Source organism: Puniceibacterium antarcticum (genome assembly GCF_002760615.1).
GTDB lineage: Bacteria > Pseudomonadota > Alphaproteobacteria > Rhodobacterales > Rhodobacteraceae > Puniceibacterium > Puniceibacterium antarcticum.
Genome location: NZ_AWWI01000121.1, coordinates 124647 through 140804 on the forward strand (window position 1 = coordinate 124647; position 16158 = coordinate 140804).

Genomic DNA, 16158 nt, shown 5'->3' on the forward strand with positions numbered 1-16158 from the left:
AGGGCCGGGTTTCAAACGCCTTGCGACGGCTCCATCTGCCAGGTGGGCAGGAGATGACGGCGCACGGCGGCAAGATGGGCCGCCTTTTGAGCAGGGGCGTGCTGGGCGATGCACTGATCGGCAATCTGCCAGTAGAGATCCTGCATTTCCTGGTCTGTCGTGGCGAGCAAGGCGCACCGGATGGTCAAGTAGCGGCGAAAGCTGCTCTCGAATTCGGTGAAACTTGAGGGCGGCACGATCTCGGCCAGGGTCGAGGGGATACCGGATCTCAGAAGGACGGTGTGCAAATTGCCGCCAAAATTGAGAACGAGACCATGATAGATCAGATTGCGCAGCAGCCCGAGGATATTCGAGCTGCCGTGCAGCGTCGCCGGCCGGATCAGAAGTGCAACACCCACCGTGTTCAGGATATTGGTCGCCGAGTTGTAGGTATAGCGACCGGTTTTGCGCGGATTGATCCCTTTTAGGGTGGTCAAAGCGTGATCTGCATAGTCGTATCGCTGTTCGAGACCAAGCAGGACAGAGGCGTTGATCAGGACATTGAGGATCGAAAAGCTGAGGTGCAGCCCGTCTTTGCGCAGCTCGTTGCACATTGGCAAGGTGCGCGCCCAGGCAAAGCCGCTTTCCAGACGGGGGATGAAAGAGGCGAGCTTGTCCTTGGCACCGGTCTCGGACGCCTTGTGTGCGGTCGCAACCAAGGCATATGTGCGCTCGAACTTGTTGAGGGTCTCGTCCGCAGCAAACATCTCCAGCAGGCGCAACTGCTCATCAAGAGGCGTGGGGCGTTCGGATTTTCGGTAGAGCAGCCTTCTTATCGTCCTGTAGCGCTGAGCGCGGCCTTGCCTGCTGATCTGTGCAAACGCTTCATCAGCGGTCCGTTTGGTGAAATCTGGCATGATTGCTGCTCGCGCGGGGCTGTGTTCATCCTGAATTGGTTCGCGACCAGCCTGCCCAAAGGGCTAAAGCCAACGGGCTGGTCTTGCAATGCCCTTCCTGTTCGGGTCGGCGCGGAACGTGGTGTAAAAAGTTCAGGGCAGGGCCGCGGCTGAAGGGTGCGATACGCAGGTTGCATAGGTGGAAACGAACTTTGGAAAACACGGAAACGTTGCCCATTTTGTCTCGCCCCGATGCGGATTCAGAGCCGGATCAGCAGCGCGTCAGTCGGTGCACGGGCCTTCCAGTGCCCAGCCGGGGGCAAGGATGCGGCGCACGCTCTCAAGATGTGCGGCCTTCTGCTCGGCTGTGTGCTGACCGACGCATTCTTCGGCGATCAACCAGTAAAGGGTGTTTTTTTCCTGGTCACTCGCGGCATCGGCGGCGCGCTTGATCGCCAAAAACTTGCGAAAGCTTTCCTCGAATTTGATGAAGTTGGAGGGCGGTTCAACCTCTGACAGCGTTGCCGGAACACCGATACGCAGCAGCACCGACGGCAGATCGCCCGCAAATTTCATCCTGAGGCTGTGGAACAGCAGGCCGCGCAGGAGTCTGGCGGTGCCGCCGAAGGCCTCTGGGCGGATCAGCAGCGCGACACCGACGGTGTTCAGGATATTGGTTGTGGAGTTGAAGGTGTAATGGGTTGTCTTGCGGGGATTGACCTCGGCCAGGGCGGTGAATGCCTGATCCGCATAGGTGTAGCGTGTGTCGAGGCCAAGCATCACGGAGGCGTTGACCAGCACGTTGAGAATGGAAAAGCGCATGTGCAGCCCGTCCTTGCGCAGCTGTTTGCGCATCGGCAGCGTGCAGGCCCAGTCAAAGCAGGTTTCCAGCTTTGGCAGGAATCTGGCAAGCGCGTCCTTATCAAGGATTTCAGAGGCTTTGTGCGCTGCGGCGACAAGGGAATAGGTGCGTTCGAACTGCGCCAGCCCGTCATCGTTGAAGAACATTTCCAGCAGTTTCAACTGTTCTGCCAGCGAAGCAGGGCGCTTGCCCTTTTTATAGAGCAGATTCTGGATCGTCTTTTCACGTTTGGTGCGACCCTGTGTGCTGATCACAGCATAGGCGCCATCGGCAGTCAGTTTGGTAAAATCTTGCATGGTGATTTCTGGCTCGGGCTTTGCGCGGCGCCAGTTTCTGGCGGGGCACGGGCCTGTGCGCATCCTGTATTTGTCCGAGAGTGACCTGCTCAAAACCGAAGGCCAGTTAGAAAATCAGGCCCCGGTTGTACCGGAGCCTGATCGCAGAGCTATGAGCCGCTTAGTGGGCGTGGCCCTTGTCCCAGTCTTCGCGCTTTGGCAGCTGCTCGAACGTGTGTTCGGGCGGTGGCGAGGGCAGGGTCCATTCCAGCGTATCAGCGTATTCGTTCCACGGGTTCGCCTGTGTGCAGGCCGCACCCTTGCGCAGGGAGTAGACCATCACACCGATGAAGAAGAGGAACGATGCGAAGGACAGGAAGGCGCCGAGCGACGAGACGTAGTTCCAAGTGGCAAACGCCTCTGGGTAGTCGATGTAGCGGCGCGGCATGCCCTGACGGCCCAAGAAGTGCTGCGGGAAGAACGTCAGGTTTGCGCCGATGAACATCGCCCAGAAGTGGGTGTGGCCGGCCCATTCGGGATACATCTTGCCGGTCATCTTGGGGAAGTAGAAGTAGATCCCCGCAAAGATCGCAAAGACGGCGCCCAGACTCATCACATAGTGGAAGTGTGCAACGACATAGTAGGTGTCGTGATAGGCGCGGTCGATGCCAGCCTGGGACAGGATGACACCGGTCACGCCGCCCACGGTGAAGAGGAAGAGGAAGCCGAAGGCCCACATCATCGGTGTCTTGAACTCGATCGAACCGCCCCACATGGTCGCGATCCAGGAGAAGATCTTGACCCCCGTGGGGACCGCGATGACCATGGTCGCCAGCATGAAATAAGACTGCTGGGTCAGTGACATACCGACCGTGTACATGTGGTGCGCCCAGACGACGAAGCCGAGTGCGCCAATGGCGATCAGGGCCCAGACCATCGGCAGGTAGCCAAAGATCGGCTTACGCGAGAAGGTTGCAATCACGTGAGAGATGATGCCGAAGCCGGGCAGGATCACGATGTACACTTCCGGGTGGCCGAAGAACCACAGGATGTGCTGATAGAGGATCGGATCGCCCCCGCCTGCGGGATCAAAGAAGGTGGTCCCGAAGTTGCGGTCGGTCAGCAGCATGGTGATCGCGCCTGCCAGAACCGGCAGAGACAGCAGGATCAGCCAGGATGTCACGAAGATCGACCAAGAGAACAGCGGCACCTTGAACAGGGTCATGCCGGGGGCACGCATGTTCAGGAAGGTGGTGATCATGTTGATCGCGCCGAGGATCGAGGAGGCACCCGAAACGTGCACGGCAAAAATGGCGAGGTCCATGGACATGCCGCCCTCACGCACCGAAAGCGGCGGGTAAAGCACCCAGCCCACACCGGCGCCGGCCTGACCATTGCCGCCCGGTGCAAGCACCGAACAGACCGCGAGCGTGGTGCCCGCGACGTAAAGCCAGAAGCTGAGGTTGTTCATGCGGGGGAACGCCATATCCGGCGCGCCGATCTGCAAGGGCATGAAATAGTTGCCAAAACCGCCGAACAGGGCGGGGATGACGACAAAGAACATCATCAGGATGCCGTGACCGGTGATCAGCACGTTCCAGAGGTGTCCGTTGGGGGTACAGTCGGCGACGGCGGCCGGCCAGAGGCGCGCACCTTCCATGCACATGAACTGCACACCGGGGTGCATCAGTTCAAGCCGCATATACACGGTAAAGGCGACCGAGACGAACCCGGCCATGGCTGCGACGATCAGGTAAAGAATCCCGATGTCCTTGTGGTTGGTCGACATGAACCAGCGGGTGAAGAATCCGCGCTGATCCTCATGTTCGTGGCCGTGGATGGCGGCGTCTGCCATGTGTGCCTCCTCGAGGGTGATAATGTGAGGGCGCAGACGGTTAGCCGTTTGCGCCCAAGAGTTCATGACCCGTTTTAGGCAAAGCGCGCGGTCCGGGCAATGACCGCTTTTGCCGCAGCGGCGAAATTATTGTCGCAGGCCTTGTGATTGGTGCAGAATGACCAGCCTTTGCACAATCGTGCGCGCAACAGCGCGGCGCAGAGGACCCATCGAGGAGGGATTCACGCCGCGTTCATTCAGGTAAACAAGGGGAAAGGGCGCGATTTGCGGCATCTGGACTCCGTCTGGAAAGCGTATGGTTTTCATATGGCAGGCTTCTGGAGAATCGCAGGTTTAAGGCAGCGTACGACGGGGTATGTGACCAAAGTCTTAATACCGGCCCAGTCAAGGCGGGAAGTGCCATCGCAACTCTGTCCGGAGGGACGTCTGCGCACGGGGCAAAAAAAACGGCCCCGTGTGGGGCCGCTTGCAGGTCTTGGGTGTTGGGGGGCCGCTGTGTGTTTACGGCGCCTGCATCAGCCGCCCTTCGTTCGGGGCGAGGGTGTCTGGCGCGCCGGGGCCTGCCGGGCGGGTCGAGATCAGGCAGGTGCCGCCAAAGGGCATCGGCTGAGGCGCGTCGGACAGGTTCAGCGCGATATCCAGCCGGGTGTCGCCATGAACGCGGGCATAGCTGAGCACCGGGCCGGTGGCGGTGACATCCACCAGATCGCCAAGGGTCAGCGCCGGGTGTGCCACATGCTGTGCCAGCAGCAGGCGGTGCAGTTCCAGCATCGAGGCCGCATCGCCGGTCTGTTCTGCGACGGAAATGCCGGGTGAGAGATCCATGGGCAGCCAAGGCGTGCCGGTGGTGAAGCCGCCATTTTCGCCGGTTTCCCAGGCCAGCGGCGTGCGCACCGGATCGCGCCCTAGGCCTTGGCCGGGCACGTTCACCTCCCACGGGTCTTTGACCTGATCGGGGGGGATGGTGACGTTTTCCATTCCCAGCTCATCGCCCTGATAGATCGTGGGCGTACCGCGCAGGGTCAGCAGCAGCATGGCGGCATTGCGCGCCTGTGCAGCGCCGACGCGCGACGCGATGCGCGAGCGGTCGTGATTGCCCAGCACCCAGTTCGGCCAAGCGCCTTCGGGAAGTTTGCTTTCATATTCGGCGATGATTGCGGCGAGCGCGGGGGCGGTCCACGGTGCCTCGATCAATTGAAAATTGAAGGGTAGCTGAAAGCCGTCATGATGAGTGCCGTAGTACCCCATGACCTGATCGATCGATCCGTAGATTTCCCCGATCAGCAGGCGGGAGGGGCTGTATTCCTCGGCCACGCGGCGCATGTCGAGAGCGACATCATAGGCCTGCGGCTGGTGTTTGGAATAGGTGCCGTGCAGGGACCGGGCCGGGCCGGTCTTTGGGTCCCATTCAAGATTGGGCAGGTTGTCGCCCCGGTCGGGTTCGGGGGCGAGGTTTTCAAAGGCGTCGATGCGGAATCCGTCCACGCCCCGGTCGAACCAGAAGCGCATGACATCGTACATCGCGGCGCGCACTTCGGGGTTGTGCCAGTTCAGGGCGGGCTGTTCGGTCAGGAAGATGTGCAGGTAATATTGCCCGGTGGTCGGGTCCAGCGTCCAGGCAGGGCCGGCAAATTCGCTGATCCAGTTGTTGGGCGGGCTGCCGTCCGGTTTGGGATCGCGCCAGACATACCAGTCACGTTTTTCCGACATCGTGGTCGAGCGGCTGTCGCGGAACCACGCATGCTGATCCGAGGTGTGGGAAGGCACAAAATCCATCAGGATCTTGAGCCCGCGGGCATGGGCGGCGTCGGCCAGCCGGGCAAAGGCGTTCAGATCGCCAAAGATCGGGTCGACATCGCAGTAATCGGCCACGTCATAGCCAAAATCCTTCATCGGAGAGGGCGAAAAGGGCGAGATCCACAGGGCCTTGATCCCCAGCTCGCACAGGTAGTCGAGTTTGGATTCGATGCCGGCCAGATCGCCGATGCCGTCGCCGTTGCTGTCCATGAAAGAGCGCGGATAGATCTGGTAGATCGTGCCGGTGTGCCACCAGGGGCGTGCTTGGGTGTCGGACATGAGATCTCCTTGGGAATTTCCGGCAGGCTGCAGAAGCTGCGGGAAAGGTGCAAGGGGGCAGGGCGGGTTTACGCGCATGCGGGGTGTCACAAAGGGTTGTATGCGCTCTGATGGGGCGTTTGTGTGGGGCTATCCTGCACAAACGCCGCAGTGGGGGGCGGTTCAGGCAGGCACCGTGCCAAAGACCAGATCAAAGCTGCGGCGCAGGGCGACGTCCACATCCTCCATCGTGACGGGCAGGCCCAGATCGACAAGGCTGGTGACGCCGTATTCGGTGATGCCGCAGGGTACGATGCCGCTGAAATGGCTCAGGTCCGGTTCGACATTGATCGACAGGCCATGAAAGCTGACCCATTTGCGCAGGCGGATACCGATAGCGGCGATCTTGTCTTCGGCCTTGGCGCCGGATGCCATCAGCGGCTTGTCGTCGCGTTCGATCCAGACGCCGACCCGGCCCTGCCGGATATGACCGGTGAGGTTGAATTCGGCGAGGGCCGCGATCACCCATGCCTCTAGATCCTGAACAAAGCGGCGCACGTCGCGACCGCGTTTGCCCACGTCCAGCATCACATAGGCGACGCGCTGGCCGGGGCCGTGATAGGTATACTGCCCGCCGCGCTGGGACATGTGGACCGGAAAGCGGTCGGGATCGACCAGATCAGCCGGTTTGGCCGAGGTGCCGGCGGTGTACAGCGGCGGATGTTCGACCAGCCAGATGCATTCGTCTGCGGTGCCGGCAGCGATCTCTGCGGCGCGGGCCTCCATGAAGGCGACAGCCTCGGTATACTCCGTCAGCCCGTCACTTTGCCGCCATTCCACCATGTTGCGCGCTCCTGCAATATTCCGCCTATTTCAGATAGCGATTGCAGAGCCGTGATGGAACCCCGGCTGTCTTGGCCACGTTGGCTTGATAACTTTCACAGGCAACAGATGATGGAACAGGTAATGGTTCTTGCACACGGCGACTCTGGGCTCAGGGCCCCACCCCCCATGACCGATGACCGGGTCTGTGTTCTGATGAATGCGCGCGCGGGGAAGGATGACAAGCAGGATGTGGCAAAGCAGCTTGAGGCTGCGTTTGAACGCTATCCGGGGCGGTTTGAGCTGCGTGTGATGGGCCGGGGCACGGGGGTTGCGGATTCCTGTGCGCGGGCGATGAAGGACGGATTCGGCATCATCGTAGCGGCGGGCGGCGACGGTACGATTTCCGGCGTTGCGGGCCAGCTGGCCGGGACGGGGCGGCGCATGGGGATCGTGCCGCAGGGCACCTTCAACTTTGTCGCGCGCGGTCTGGGCATCCCCGAGGATATCGACGAAGCGGTGGATCTGATCGCCACCGGCACTGCGCGTCCCTTTCCGGTGGGCGAGGTGAATGGCGAGATTTTCCTGAACAATGCAAGCCTTGGCATCTATCCGCAGATCCTGAAAGAGCGCGAAGGCACCTATAAACGCTGGGGGCGGTCCCGGGTCGCGGCGCATTGGTCGGTGCTGATGACCTTTCTGTCGTTCAATTCGCCGGTGCGGATGACCGTGCGTGTGGGGGGTGACGTGATCCGCACCAAGACACCGCTTGCCTTTGTGGCGCGAAGTGCCTTTCAGCTGGAACATTACGGGCTGGACGGGGCCGATTGCATCCGCGAGGGCGAGTTCGCGCTGTTCCTGCTGCCCGATGTGACGCGCTGGCAGCTTTTGCTGCGGGCACTGCGGCTGGCGCGCAAGGGGATGCAGCCCGACCGGGACTTCGAGCTGATCTGCGGCACAGATATCGAGATCGAGACCAAGTCGCACAGCCAGCTTGTGGCGATGGATGGTGAACGTGTGCGTTTGTCGGCGCCGTTCCGGTTCCAGATGCATCCCGAAGCCTTGCATGTGATCGCACCGGAAGATTCCCCCGCCACATGAGCCGCATCGTCCATCTGTCTGATATTCATTTCGGCCGCGACCGCCCCGAGCTGCTTGAGCCGCTTGTGGCACATGTGAACAGCCTGTCGCCGGATCTTGTCCTGATTTCCGGCGACCTCACCCAGCGTGCGCGCAATCATCAGTTTCTGGCGGCGCGGGCCTTCATGGACCGGCTTGATGCGCAGGTGCTGGCGGTGCCGGGCAACCATGACACGCCGCTGGACAATCTCTGGATACGGATGATGCGGCCCTGGGTGCGGTTCCGTCGTCACATCGCGCGCGATCTGGAGCCCTGTGTTTCGGGCCCGGATTACGTGGTGACCAGCCTGAATACCACCGACCCTATGGCCTGGCAGCGCGGGCGGCTGCGTCCGTCCAGCCTGCGCCGTGCCTGCACTTTTCTGAGCGGGGATGGGTGCGCGGACAAGATCGGCATCGTGATGATGCACCACCCGCCGGAACATGACACAGATGTGGGCAAGCGCGTGATGCGCGGCGCCGACAAGGGGCTGCTGCATTTGCGCGACTGCGGCGCGGATATCGTGCTGTGCGGGCATCTGCATTCCTGGCGCGTGGCGCCGTTTCGCGCGGCGCGGTCGCTGCTGCTGGTGCAGGCGGGCACGGGGCTGTCAACGCGCATGCGCGGAGAGCCGAACGATCTGAACCTTCTGATCCTTGAAGACGGGGCGGTGGTGATCGAACACCACGTGGCTCAGGGAGAGGCGTTGTCGTTCCGCTGCGATTCGCGCAGCATCTTTCGCAAGCGCGATGGGGTCTGGAACGCATTGCCTTAAGATCTGATCCTTGTCCGATTTTGGCAGCCGGGCCGCGCAGATCGGTCTGCGCTGGGCGCAAGGCTTTGTGTCCTATTGGTGAATCCGGAAATGACTCAGAAAATATGCGGCAGCATTTTCAATATCTGTTTCAATACTGAACGGCCTAAAAACGTGACAGCTGTGCCGGTGGCAATGGAAAATTCCATCAGGGTGCCAAAGTCTGACACATCGCAAGTGTTTGCCCCGGGTCAGCCCGAGCGACTGGGCCTGATCCAGAAGGCGTCGATGATGCTGGTGGGCACGGGCTCTGCCGCCATTGCCGCGCCCGTTGCGACCGCGGCGGCGCTGCCGCTGTTCTGTGTGACCGAATAGGGTCGGATCAGCGCAGGTCCGGGTTTCTGCCATGAGGTGAGGGGCCGGTTGTCCGGCCCTTTTTCGTTTTGCCTGAGCCCCGCGCGGGGGTGTTTGTGGCGCTGATAAGAAGTTGTGGAAAACCTTGCATTTTCCTCTTCACAAGGCTTCAGGGCTCGTCTATACGGCCCCTCACCAAGTCGGGACAGTGCGGTCGTGGCGGAATTGGTAGACGCGCAGCGTTGAGGTCGCTGTGGGGTAACACCCGTGGAAGTTCGAGTCTTCTCGACCGCACCATTCGACTGGGTATACGGCTTGCGCTGACGCGGGGCCGAATGGGTTTGAGGATTTAGGTCTCACCCGCAGCCTCTGTTGAAACAAAAACACCCTTTTTGATGTTCTGACTGCGCTGGCTGTTTTTGGTTCGCGCACGGCGTTGACGGCGCGGCGCCGGGCTGTGTCATCGCAGGATTGGTTGCCTGTGTGGGGATCCCGGCGCCTGTTCTGCGACGGGAGTCATGTCACCATTCCGGATCAGGCCCGTGGGGCGGGGCCGATCCGGCGATCATGCTGTCAGTCGACGCCGTATTCGAGCATCTTTTCAAGACCTTCCGTCAGGAACTCGCCAACCTCTGGCTGGCCGAGAAGGTAGCGGCTGACAAGGCCTTCGTGCTGCTGGCGGGCGAGGGCGGTGGTCTGGTCCCATTGTTCGGGGTCCGCATCGCCGCGCCCGATCCAGAACAGGGCGACAAGCCCGTCCTGCTGGTCGTCATTCATGCTTTCGATTTCTTGCGTGATCTCGTCACGGCTGAGATCACCCCCGGTTTCTTGCAAGGTCGCGGCGGTTTCGTCATCTGAGGCATTGCCGCCGGGATCGGAAATATCCATGCCTTCCTTGGCCATTACGGCGTTGAAGCGCAACACCAGCGCCTCGATCTCGGTACTGTCAAAGGGAAGCGCAGCCATCGAATTCTCCTGTCTCATGGGCCTTTGGCAATAGCAGCCCGGTGTGGCCCTGCACTGATATAGATCAAATGTCCCGGGGCTGAATAAAAGAGGGCTGCGCGGGCCTTTTCAGGTCCCGCGCAGCCAGGCCACCACCGTTGAGGGGGCTTGCGGCGGCAGCTTTTCGCGGCCCGGACGCTTAGCGGCGGGCGATCTCAAAGCCGCTGTTGCTGAGGCAGCGGGCATCATAGGCCGAGACCCGGCCCTGACGCGTGCGCACCTTGCTGCGGCAGAAGTCCGGCAGTTTGTTGCTGTCGGAATAGCGTTTTGACAGGCAGTGCGCTTCGAATGCGCGGGGACCATCGCGGGTTTCGATCAGGCAGCGCCCCGGCAGCGGTTCACGGTAACGGTCAAATTTGCCGCCGCGCTTGTCGTGACCGAAACCGCCACCCCGGTTGTCATGCCCATAGCCGTTGCCCTGGTTGTGATGTCCGAAGTTGCCGGCGCTGCCAAAGGGAACATCGTTGCGGTCGCGTTCTTCGCGGCGGTCTTTTTCCTTTCGCTTGTCGTGGTCATTGGCATTCTTGATCGCGGCACCCACGATCAGCAGGCCCGTTCCGATCCCGAGCGTGCGCAGGAGGGCGTCGTTGTTTGCGGCCCATGCGGGGGCGGCGGTCAGGCCGGTCAGGGCAACGGCGGCCGCGAGAAGGGTGGTGATGAACTTGCGGGACATTTGAGGTCTCCTGTCTGATGTCTGTGCGCCTCTGGACGCCTGGATGAGCACGCACCTGTTTTGGTCCGTCTCCATGCGACCACCCTGACCCGGCCCCGCAAAGTCAGGCAATAACGCGGCCCTGCTATCCGATATCAGCGGCCAAAGACCCAATGGTCATTGAATATCCGGCGGATTCACGCCAGCGTGGGTGACATGAAAACCATTGTCCTCACGCTCGCTTTTCTGGTCCCGGCGCTGCTGTCCGCCGGGGTTGCGCAGGCTGCCTGCTACGCCGATTACAAGGCGAAACAGGACAACCCGCTGCGCCTGCACTATGGTGTCGCGGAGCTGAGCGGCGCCTGTACAATCCAGGCAGCACAGGCCGAGCTGGGGGCGCGCCTGTCCAGCCAAGGCTGGACGCTGCTGAACGTGGTGTCGGTTTTCGATGAGGCCGGGCTTAATCAAAGGAAGTCCAGTGCCGGACAATACTACCTTCGTTTCTGAGGCGCGCCGCGCGGGCAGCCGTATCGTCACTTTTGGAATTGGTGCCATCGTTGCGCTGCTGCTGATCGCAGGCGGCGTGCTGGTGCTGGCCCTTCCCGATGCCGGGGCGTTCAACACCCGGGTCGAGCGGCTGTTTGTTGAAAACGACAATCTGGCTGATCAGGCCGAGATCAAGCTGCTGGAGATCCTGGCCCAGAGTGGCACCGCCTTTGCCGAGACGCTGGCAAGTTACCGCATGGTGATTCTGGTGCTGCTGGTCTTTGCCACGGCGCTGATGGTGGCGGCGCTGATCTTTCTGGTGATGCTGCTCACGATGAACCGCCGCATGGCCCAGATCGAACGGTCGGGCATTCAGGTCAATTCGCTGATCATTTCCCGGGAAGAGAACACCGTTTACCTGAACACCATGGGGTTCAAGCTGACCGAGGCGATGATGGAGACGCTGGCCGTGCTGGCCGAGGCGCGCATGGACGGCGAGATGCTGACCGGCGCCCAGATCGAGGCGGTGATTTCGGGCCGTCCGGAACACGATTGCGACGAATCTGCCGGCGCCACCCGGATCAAGCGGCTGCGCGACGGGTTGGGCAACCAGCTGGTGAGCGAGCTGCTGGTCAAGAACATCGCACGCAAGGGCTATATGCTGGCCATCGACAAGGCCGTGATCGAGGTCGTCTGAAGCGGCGGTCTGCCCGGTTTCAGGCAGACGGAACTGGCCAAGTTTCACCTGATTGATGCGCGATCTGTCAAAATGCGGTCGCGTTGATCTGCGTTAACATCCGGTAAAGGACTGCATGCGATTCTTATTGTAGTGAAACTCCTTATCGGGGACATTTAAATGAGCCTTGCAGATGACGACACCCACGCCGTTCGCGGTTATTCGATCGCGCAGATCAGTCTGCACTGGCTGATTGCCATACTCGTCTTTACGCAGCTTATCTTTGGCGAAAGCATGACTGCATTTGTCGATGCAGCTGAAGAGGGCGAGCCGGTTTCTGCGCTGGATGCGAAGCTGGCCACAGTGCACTATTATTTTGGCATTGCGATCCTTGCGCTGGTTGTGGTCCGGCTGGCCCTGCGGCTGAAGAACGGTGTGCCGCCACCGCCCGCATCTAGTGGTGCGCTTGAACTGGCGGGCCGGATTTCCCACTGGCTTTTCTATGTGCTGCTGGTCGCGGTGCCGATCACAGGTTTGCTGGGCTATTATGTCGGTGACCCCTACGGCGAATTTCATACCTGGGCAAAGCCGGTCTTTATCGCCTTGATCGCGCTGCATGTGGCGGCATCGCTGTATCATCAGTTCTGGCGCAAAGATGGTCTTTTGATGCGGATGCTGAAGGCGCAATAGCGGTGTCGGCAGAGACCGCATTCCCGCACACCGGGCCCGCGCATCTGCACGACAGGGTGAGGGCGTAAATGCAAAGCCGGAGGATATAAATAACAGGAATCAGGGCAGTTCTGCCCGTCGTTTCTCACAAATTCATTGCGTTCTGATGACTTCACTTGTGTAGGGTTCCCGAGAACGCGCATATTTTTACTGGATTAAGGTAACATGCTTCACGTACCGTCTGATTTTTTCGAAAATTATCAGGATCCGATGTTTGTATTCGATCCTGTTACAAGGAAAATTCAGGCGGCAAATGCGGCGGCCCTGAAATTCTATGGTTATGCTGAAAGCGTGTTCCTGTCGAAATCGTTTGACGATCTTGTCAGTGCGAACACAGTCCCATCCGACAACCCGGCGATCCAGCATCGCGACAGCCTTGGCAAAACGCTGTACGTGAACGTGCAGATTTCCGATATTCGCTTTGGCGACAAGTCCATGCACCTGGTTACCGTACAGGACATATCCGGCACGGGGGAGGCTGACGATCCTGCCAGCCGCCAGATGATCAACCTTCTGCGGGCCGAACTTTCAGAAACACGTCGGCGGCTGGAGACTCTGGAGGCCGCACTGCGCAAGAGCGAAGGTGCGGCTGGCGCGCAGGGCCAACATGCCCAAGCGGGCGGAGAGAGCTTTGAGGAAAACGCGGGAGACAGCTTTTTCACCAAGGCTGAGCAGGTCATGGCGCGTCAGGCTGCGCAGGCGGCTGTCACAGATGCCGAAGGGTTCGTCAGAGAGGCGGGCGAGATTGCGAATCTGGGCGGCTGGGGGATGGAGATGGCGAGCCGGACGGTGCGTTGGAGCGAGATGACCGCTGCCATCCTTGGCGATCCCGCACGCCGGACGGTTTCCGTTGAAGACAGTCTTCAGTTTCACGCGCCCGAATATCGCGAAAGGCTGACGGCGGCGATTGAGGCCGGTTTGACGCAGGGCACCAGTTTTGACGAAATAACCGAGATCGTCACGCCGCAGGGCGCGCGAAAATGGGTGCGCACGACGGGCAAGGCGATCCGGGATGCAGGCACGGACGCGATTGTGGGATTGCAGGGTGCCTTTCAGGATATTTCCGAGCTGGTCGAGAGCCAGACCCAGTCAAGCGTCCTGAGCCTGCGGCTTGAGGAAACGCTTGAGGGGATATCTGATGGGTTCATGACGCTGGACAGGGACTGGACCCTTACCTTTGTCAACAAAAGCGCCGCAGGTCTTGTGCGCCGGTCTCAAAAAGAAATCACCGGGCGCTGCATCTGGGATGTAATTCCCAAGGTCGTGGGAACGCAGTTCGAGGTGGAATACCGCAAGGCCATGTCTTTGGGGGAAACCCGCCGGTTCAGGGCGTTTTATGAAGATTGTGGGAAATGGTTCGAGGTGGCGGCCCATCCAACGTCAGAAGGGCTTGGCGTGGCATTCCGGGATGTGAGTGCAGAGCAGGTTCGCGACGAGAAATTGAAGATCCTCGAAATTGCGATTGGACGTCTGAACGACCTTGTCATCATCACGGATGCCAAACCGCTGGACAAGCCGGATGGGCCGAAGATCATCTATGTCAACGACGCCTTTGAGCGTCTTACCGGATATGCCTGCGACGAGGTCATCGGCAGGACGCCACGCTGTCTTCAGGGGACGGGGACACAACGCAGCGCGCTGCGCCGGATTGCGAGTTCATTGCGCAACCGGCAGCCGGTGCGATCAGAATTGATCAATTACACAAAGAGCGGAGAGCCGTTCTGGATGGATCTTGATATCGTTCCGATCACACGGGACGATGGTCAGGTTACCTATTGGGTCGCGGTGGCCCGCGACATCAGCGCGCGCAAGACCGAAGAGCAACGGATCAGCGTGAGCGAAGAACGGTTCAGGCTGATCGCCGCCGCGACGCATACGGTCGTCTGGGACTGCAATCTGAAGACCAACACCATCTGCTGGACCGAAAACATGGTCGATATCTTTGGCTATGATGCGTCGAACATCAATCAGGACATGACCTGGTGGGACCAGCACATCCATCCGGACGAGCAGGGCGATGTGTTGTCGGGCATCAGTTCCGTCATCAACGGTGAAAAAAACAACTGGGAAGCGCGTTACAGGTTTCTGAAGGCGGACGGCAGATACGCGCATGTGGTGGATCAGATCACCGTCATTCGCGACGAGGACGGCAGCGCCGTGCGAATCCTCGGCAACATGACCGATATCTCTGACCGCTATGATCTTGAGGAAAAGCTGCGGCAATCGCAGAAAATGGAGGCGGTCGGTCAGCTGACTGGGGGGGTGGCGCATGATTTCAACAACCTCCTTGCCATCATTCTTGGCAACCTCGAACTTCTGAAGGATGGTCTGCAGGGCGATGTCGTCGACAAACGCGACGCGATGGAGCTGATCGATGCCGGGATTACGGCCGTCAGCCGCGGGGCAGGTCTGACGCGCAATATGCTGGCCTATGCGCGCAAGGCGCGGCTGAAACCTGTCGATACGGATCTGAATGGCGTGGTGCGCGAAACCGAGTTGTGGATGCGCCGGACCATCAAGAGCAATGTCACGATAACCACGGCCCTGCAGGAGGATCTGTGGCAGATCAGGGTGGACCAGGGATCCCTGCAAAACGCATTGGTCAACCTGCTGGTGAATGCGCGGGATGCCCTGACGGGGGGCGGGCGGCTGACAATCGAGACTGCCAACGTGTACATGGAAGGGGAGCCGATCGGCGACCCGAGCGAAACCGTTCTTGTCGGTGATCACGTCATGTTGTCGGTCAGCGATGACGGCATAGGCATGACGCCTGCGGTCATCCTGAGGATGTTCGATCCGTTTTTCACCACCAAACAGGTGGGAAAGGGGACGGGACTTGGCCTGTCCATGGTGCAGGGGTTCGTAAAGCAGTCCTTTGGCGGGATTCGCGTGTGTTCCGAACTGGGCAAAGGCACCACAATTACACTGTATTTCCGCGCATTGACCGAGCGTAAACACACGACGGAGCGCGCGGCGCAGGGACAGATATCTGCGGCGTCTGATCAGATCCGGCGTTCCCGGATCCTTCTGGTTGAGGATCAGGAGGAGCTTCTGGCGCTGTTTCGCAAGATCCTTGAAACGGCGGGTTATGACGTGACCCCGGCCAACAGCGCCGATCTTGCCTTTGCCATCTTCGAAAAGGATCCGACGTTCGATCTGGTGCTGACAGATATCGTGATGCCCGGTCAGTTGCAGGGGCCGTCCCTGGCCACGGCCTGCCGCGAGATTCGCCCCGATGCGCCTTTCATCTTCATGTCAGGCTATGCAGGTGATGCGACGGTGTCCGGCGATGGGCTGACGGCAGAGGATATGCGGCTGATGAAACCGGTTTCCAGTGCCGCCCTTCTGAAGGCGATCCGTGAGAGGTTTTAGGGCGTGTCGCTGACTGCACGAGGCCGACAGTCGGCACAACGCCCAGAAGGATGCGGGCAATTGCGTTTTTTTGAAAACCTTCACCAGGAATGATGTCATGCCATGTTGTCTGCGTGCTGGTGCCCGCCGGCCGCTTTCCTGAGCGGGCGATCCGTTCCCGCATCGCGTCGCGAAAAGAGGGTGCTGCGCAAGGACGGAGCTGACCGGCTGGACGCCGCGTTGACGGCCCTTGTCCGCAGGTGTATTCAGCCGCCGTTTCCTCTCAG

General features: G+C 60.3%; 14 protein-coding genes and 1 tRNA gene. 8 read left to right on the forward strand and 7 right to left on the reverse strand.

Annotated features, from left to right (window positions below; all coding sequences use genetic code 11):
* Positions 1–11: 11 nt before the first annotated feature.
* The 5 genes from P775_RS17615 to lipB all read right to left on the reverse strand — a co-directional run bounded on the left by P775_RS17615 (position 12) and on the right by lipB (position 6765).
* Complete coding sequence (locus P775_RS17615; protein ID WP_099912206.1) at positions 12–896, reverse strand: hypothetical protein; 885 nt, start codon at positions 894–896, stop codon at positions 12–14.
* 261 nt (positions 897–1157) lie between these two features.
* A complete protein-coding gene (locus P775_RS17620) occupies positions 1158–2033 on the reverse strand; it encodes a hypothetical protein (RefSeq protein WP_099912207.1) in 876 nt (291 codons plus the stop codon).
* A gap of 160 nt (positions 2034–2193) precedes the next feature.
* Positions 2194–3867: a cytochrome c oxidase subunit I gene (gene ctaD / locus P775_RS17625; protein WP_099912208.1), complete on the reverse strand. Its 1674-nt coding sequence runs from the start codon at positions 3865–3867 to the stop codon at positions 2194–2196.
* A 501-nt stretch (positions 3868–4368) separates the two neighbouring features.
* Positions 4369–5943, reverse strand: a complete 1575-nt coding sequence (locus tag P775_RS17630; RefSeq protein WP_099912209.1) for an alpha-amylase family glycosyl hydrolase — start codon at positions 5941–5943, stop codon at positions 4369–4371.
* Positions 5944–6105: 162 nt separating this feature from the next.
* Positions 6106–6765, reverse strand: coding sequence for a lipoyl(octanoyl) transferase LipB (gene lipB / locus P775_RS17635; RefSeq protein ID WP_099912210.1), 660 nt, complete (start codon positions 6763–6765; stop codon positions 6106–6108).
* Between the two features lie 168 nt (positions 6766–6933).
* On the opposite strand from lipB, the gene P775_RS17640 reads away from it, so the two are divergent.
* The 4 genes from P775_RS17640 (at position 6934) to P775_RS17655 (ending at position 9269) form a co-directional block, all read left to right on the forward strand.
* Positions 6934–7845 (forward strand): diacylglycerol/lipid kinase family protein, encoded by a 912-nt coding sequence (locus P775_RS17640; protein WP_180287488.1) that lies wholly within the window; start codon positions 6934–6936, stop codon positions 7843–7845.
* Positions 7842–8639, forward strand: a complete 798-nt coding sequence (locus P775_RS17645; protein WP_099912212.1) for a metallophosphoesterase family protein — start codon at positions 7842–7844, stop codon at positions 8637–8639. The genes P775_RS17640 and P775_RS17645 overlap by 4 nt, the downstream gene beginning before the upstream one ends.
* Positions 8640–8792: 153 nt before the next feature.
* Positions 8793–8993 (forward strand): hypothetical protein, encoded by a 201-nt coding sequence (locus P775_RS17650; protein ID WP_143520945.1) that lies wholly within the window; start codon positions 8793–8795, stop codon positions 8991–8993.
* Between the two features lie 189 nt (positions 8994–9182).
* Positions 9183–9269 (forward strand) — tRNA-Leu (locus tag P775_RS17655).
* Positions 9270–9545: 276 nt separating this feature from the next.
* Here P775_RS17655 and P775_RS17660 read toward each other — a convergent pair.
* Positions 9546–9938, reverse strand: coding sequence for a DUF3775 domain-containing protein (locus P775_RS17660; protein ID WP_099912214.1), 393 nt, complete (start codon positions 9936–9938; stop codon positions 9546–9548).
* A 178-nt stretch (positions 9939–10116) separates the two neighbouring features.
* A complete protein-coding gene (locus P775_RS17665) occupies positions 10117–10650 on the reverse strand; it encodes a hypothetical protein (protein WP_099912215.1) in 534 nt (177 codons plus the stop codon).
* Between the two features lie 195 nt (positions 10651–10845).
* On the opposite strand from P775_RS17665, the gene P775_RS17670 reads away from it, so the two are divergent.
* The 4 genes from P775_RS17670 to P775_RS17685 all read left to right on the forward strand — a co-directional run bounded on the left by P775_RS17670 (position 10846) and on the right by P775_RS17685 (position 15892).
* A complete protein-coding gene (locus P775_RS17670; RefSeq protein WP_099912439.1) occupies positions 10846–11136 on the forward strand; it encodes a hypothetical protein in 291 nt (96 codons plus the stop codon).
* Positions 11108–11812, forward strand: a complete 705-nt coding sequence (locus tag P775_RS17675) for a winged helix-turn-helix domain-containing protein (RefSeq protein ID WP_099912216.1) — start codon at positions 11108–11110, stop codon at positions 11810–11812. The genes P775_RS17670 and P775_RS17675 overlap by 29 nt, the downstream gene beginning before the upstream one ends.
* A gap of 159 nt (positions 11813–11971) precedes the next feature.
* Positions 11972–12481, forward strand: coding sequence for a cytochrome b (locus P775_RS17680; protein ID WP_099912217.1), 510 nt, complete (start codon positions 11972–11974; stop codon positions 12479–12481).
* A 204-nt stretch (positions 12482–12685) separates the two neighbouring features.
* The gene (locus tag P775_RS17685; protein WP_099912218.1) at positions 12686–15892 is read left to right on the forward strand and encodes a PAS domain-containing hybrid sensor histidine kinase/response regulator; all 3207 of its coding nucleotides are present in this window, start codon (positions 12686–12688) and stop codon (positions 15890–15892) included.
* The last annotated feature ends 266 nt before the right edge of the window (positions 15893–16158 follow it).

What these genes read in the sequence shown, in the direction of transcription:
- P775_RS17615 (WP_099912206.1), bottom strand. Translation starts at nt 896, where the DNA reads ATGCCAGATTTCACCAAACGGACCGCTGATGAAGCGTTTGCACAGATC.
- P775_RS17620 (WP_099912207.1), bottom strand. Translation starts at nt 2,033, where the DNA reads ATGCAAGATTTTACCAAACTGACTGCCGATGGCGCCTATGCTGTGATC.
- ctaD (WP_099912208.1), bottom strand. Translation starts at nt 3,867, where the DNA reads ATGGCAGACGCCGCCATCCACGGCCACGAACATGAGGATCAGCGCGGA.
- P775_RS17630 (WP_099912209.1), bottom strand. Translation starts at nt 5,943, where the DNA reads ATGTCCGACACCCAAGCACGCCCCTGGTGGCACACCGGCACGATCTAC.
- lipB (WP_099912210.1), bottom strand. Translation starts at nt 6,765, where the DNA reads ATGGTGGAATGGCGGCAAAGTGACGGGCTGACGGAGTATACCGAGGCT.
- P775_RS17640 (WP_180287488.1), top strand. Translation starts at nt 6,934, where the DNA reads ATGACCGATGACCGGGTCTGTGTTCTGATGAATGCGCGCGCGGGGAAG.
- P775_RS17645 (WP_099912212.1), top strand. Translation starts at nt 7,842, where the DNA reads ATGAGCCGCATCGTCCATCTGTCTGATATTCATTTCGGCCGCGACCGC.
- P775_RS17660 (WP_099912214.1), bottom strand. Translation starts at nt 9,938, where the DNA reads ATGGCTGCGCTTCCCTTTGACAGTACCGAGATCGAGGCGCTGGTGTTG.
- P775_RS17665 (WP_099912215.1), bottom strand. Translation starts at nt 10,650, where the DNA reads ATGTCCCGCAAGTTCATCACCACCCTTCTCGCGGCCGCCGTTGCCCTG.
- P775_RS17670 (WP_099912439.1), top strand. Translation starts at nt 10,846, where the DNA reads ATGAAAACCATTGTCCTCACGCTCGCTTTTCTGGTCCCGGCGCTGCTG.
- P775_RS17680 (WP_099912217.1), top strand. Translation starts at nt 11,972, where the DNA reads ATGAGCCTTGCAGATGACGACACCCACGCCGTTCGCGGTTATTCGATC.
- P775_RS17685 (WP_099912218.1), top strand. Translation starts at nt 12,686, where the DNA reads ATGCTTCACGTACCGTCTGATTTTTTCGAAAATTATCAGGATCCGATG.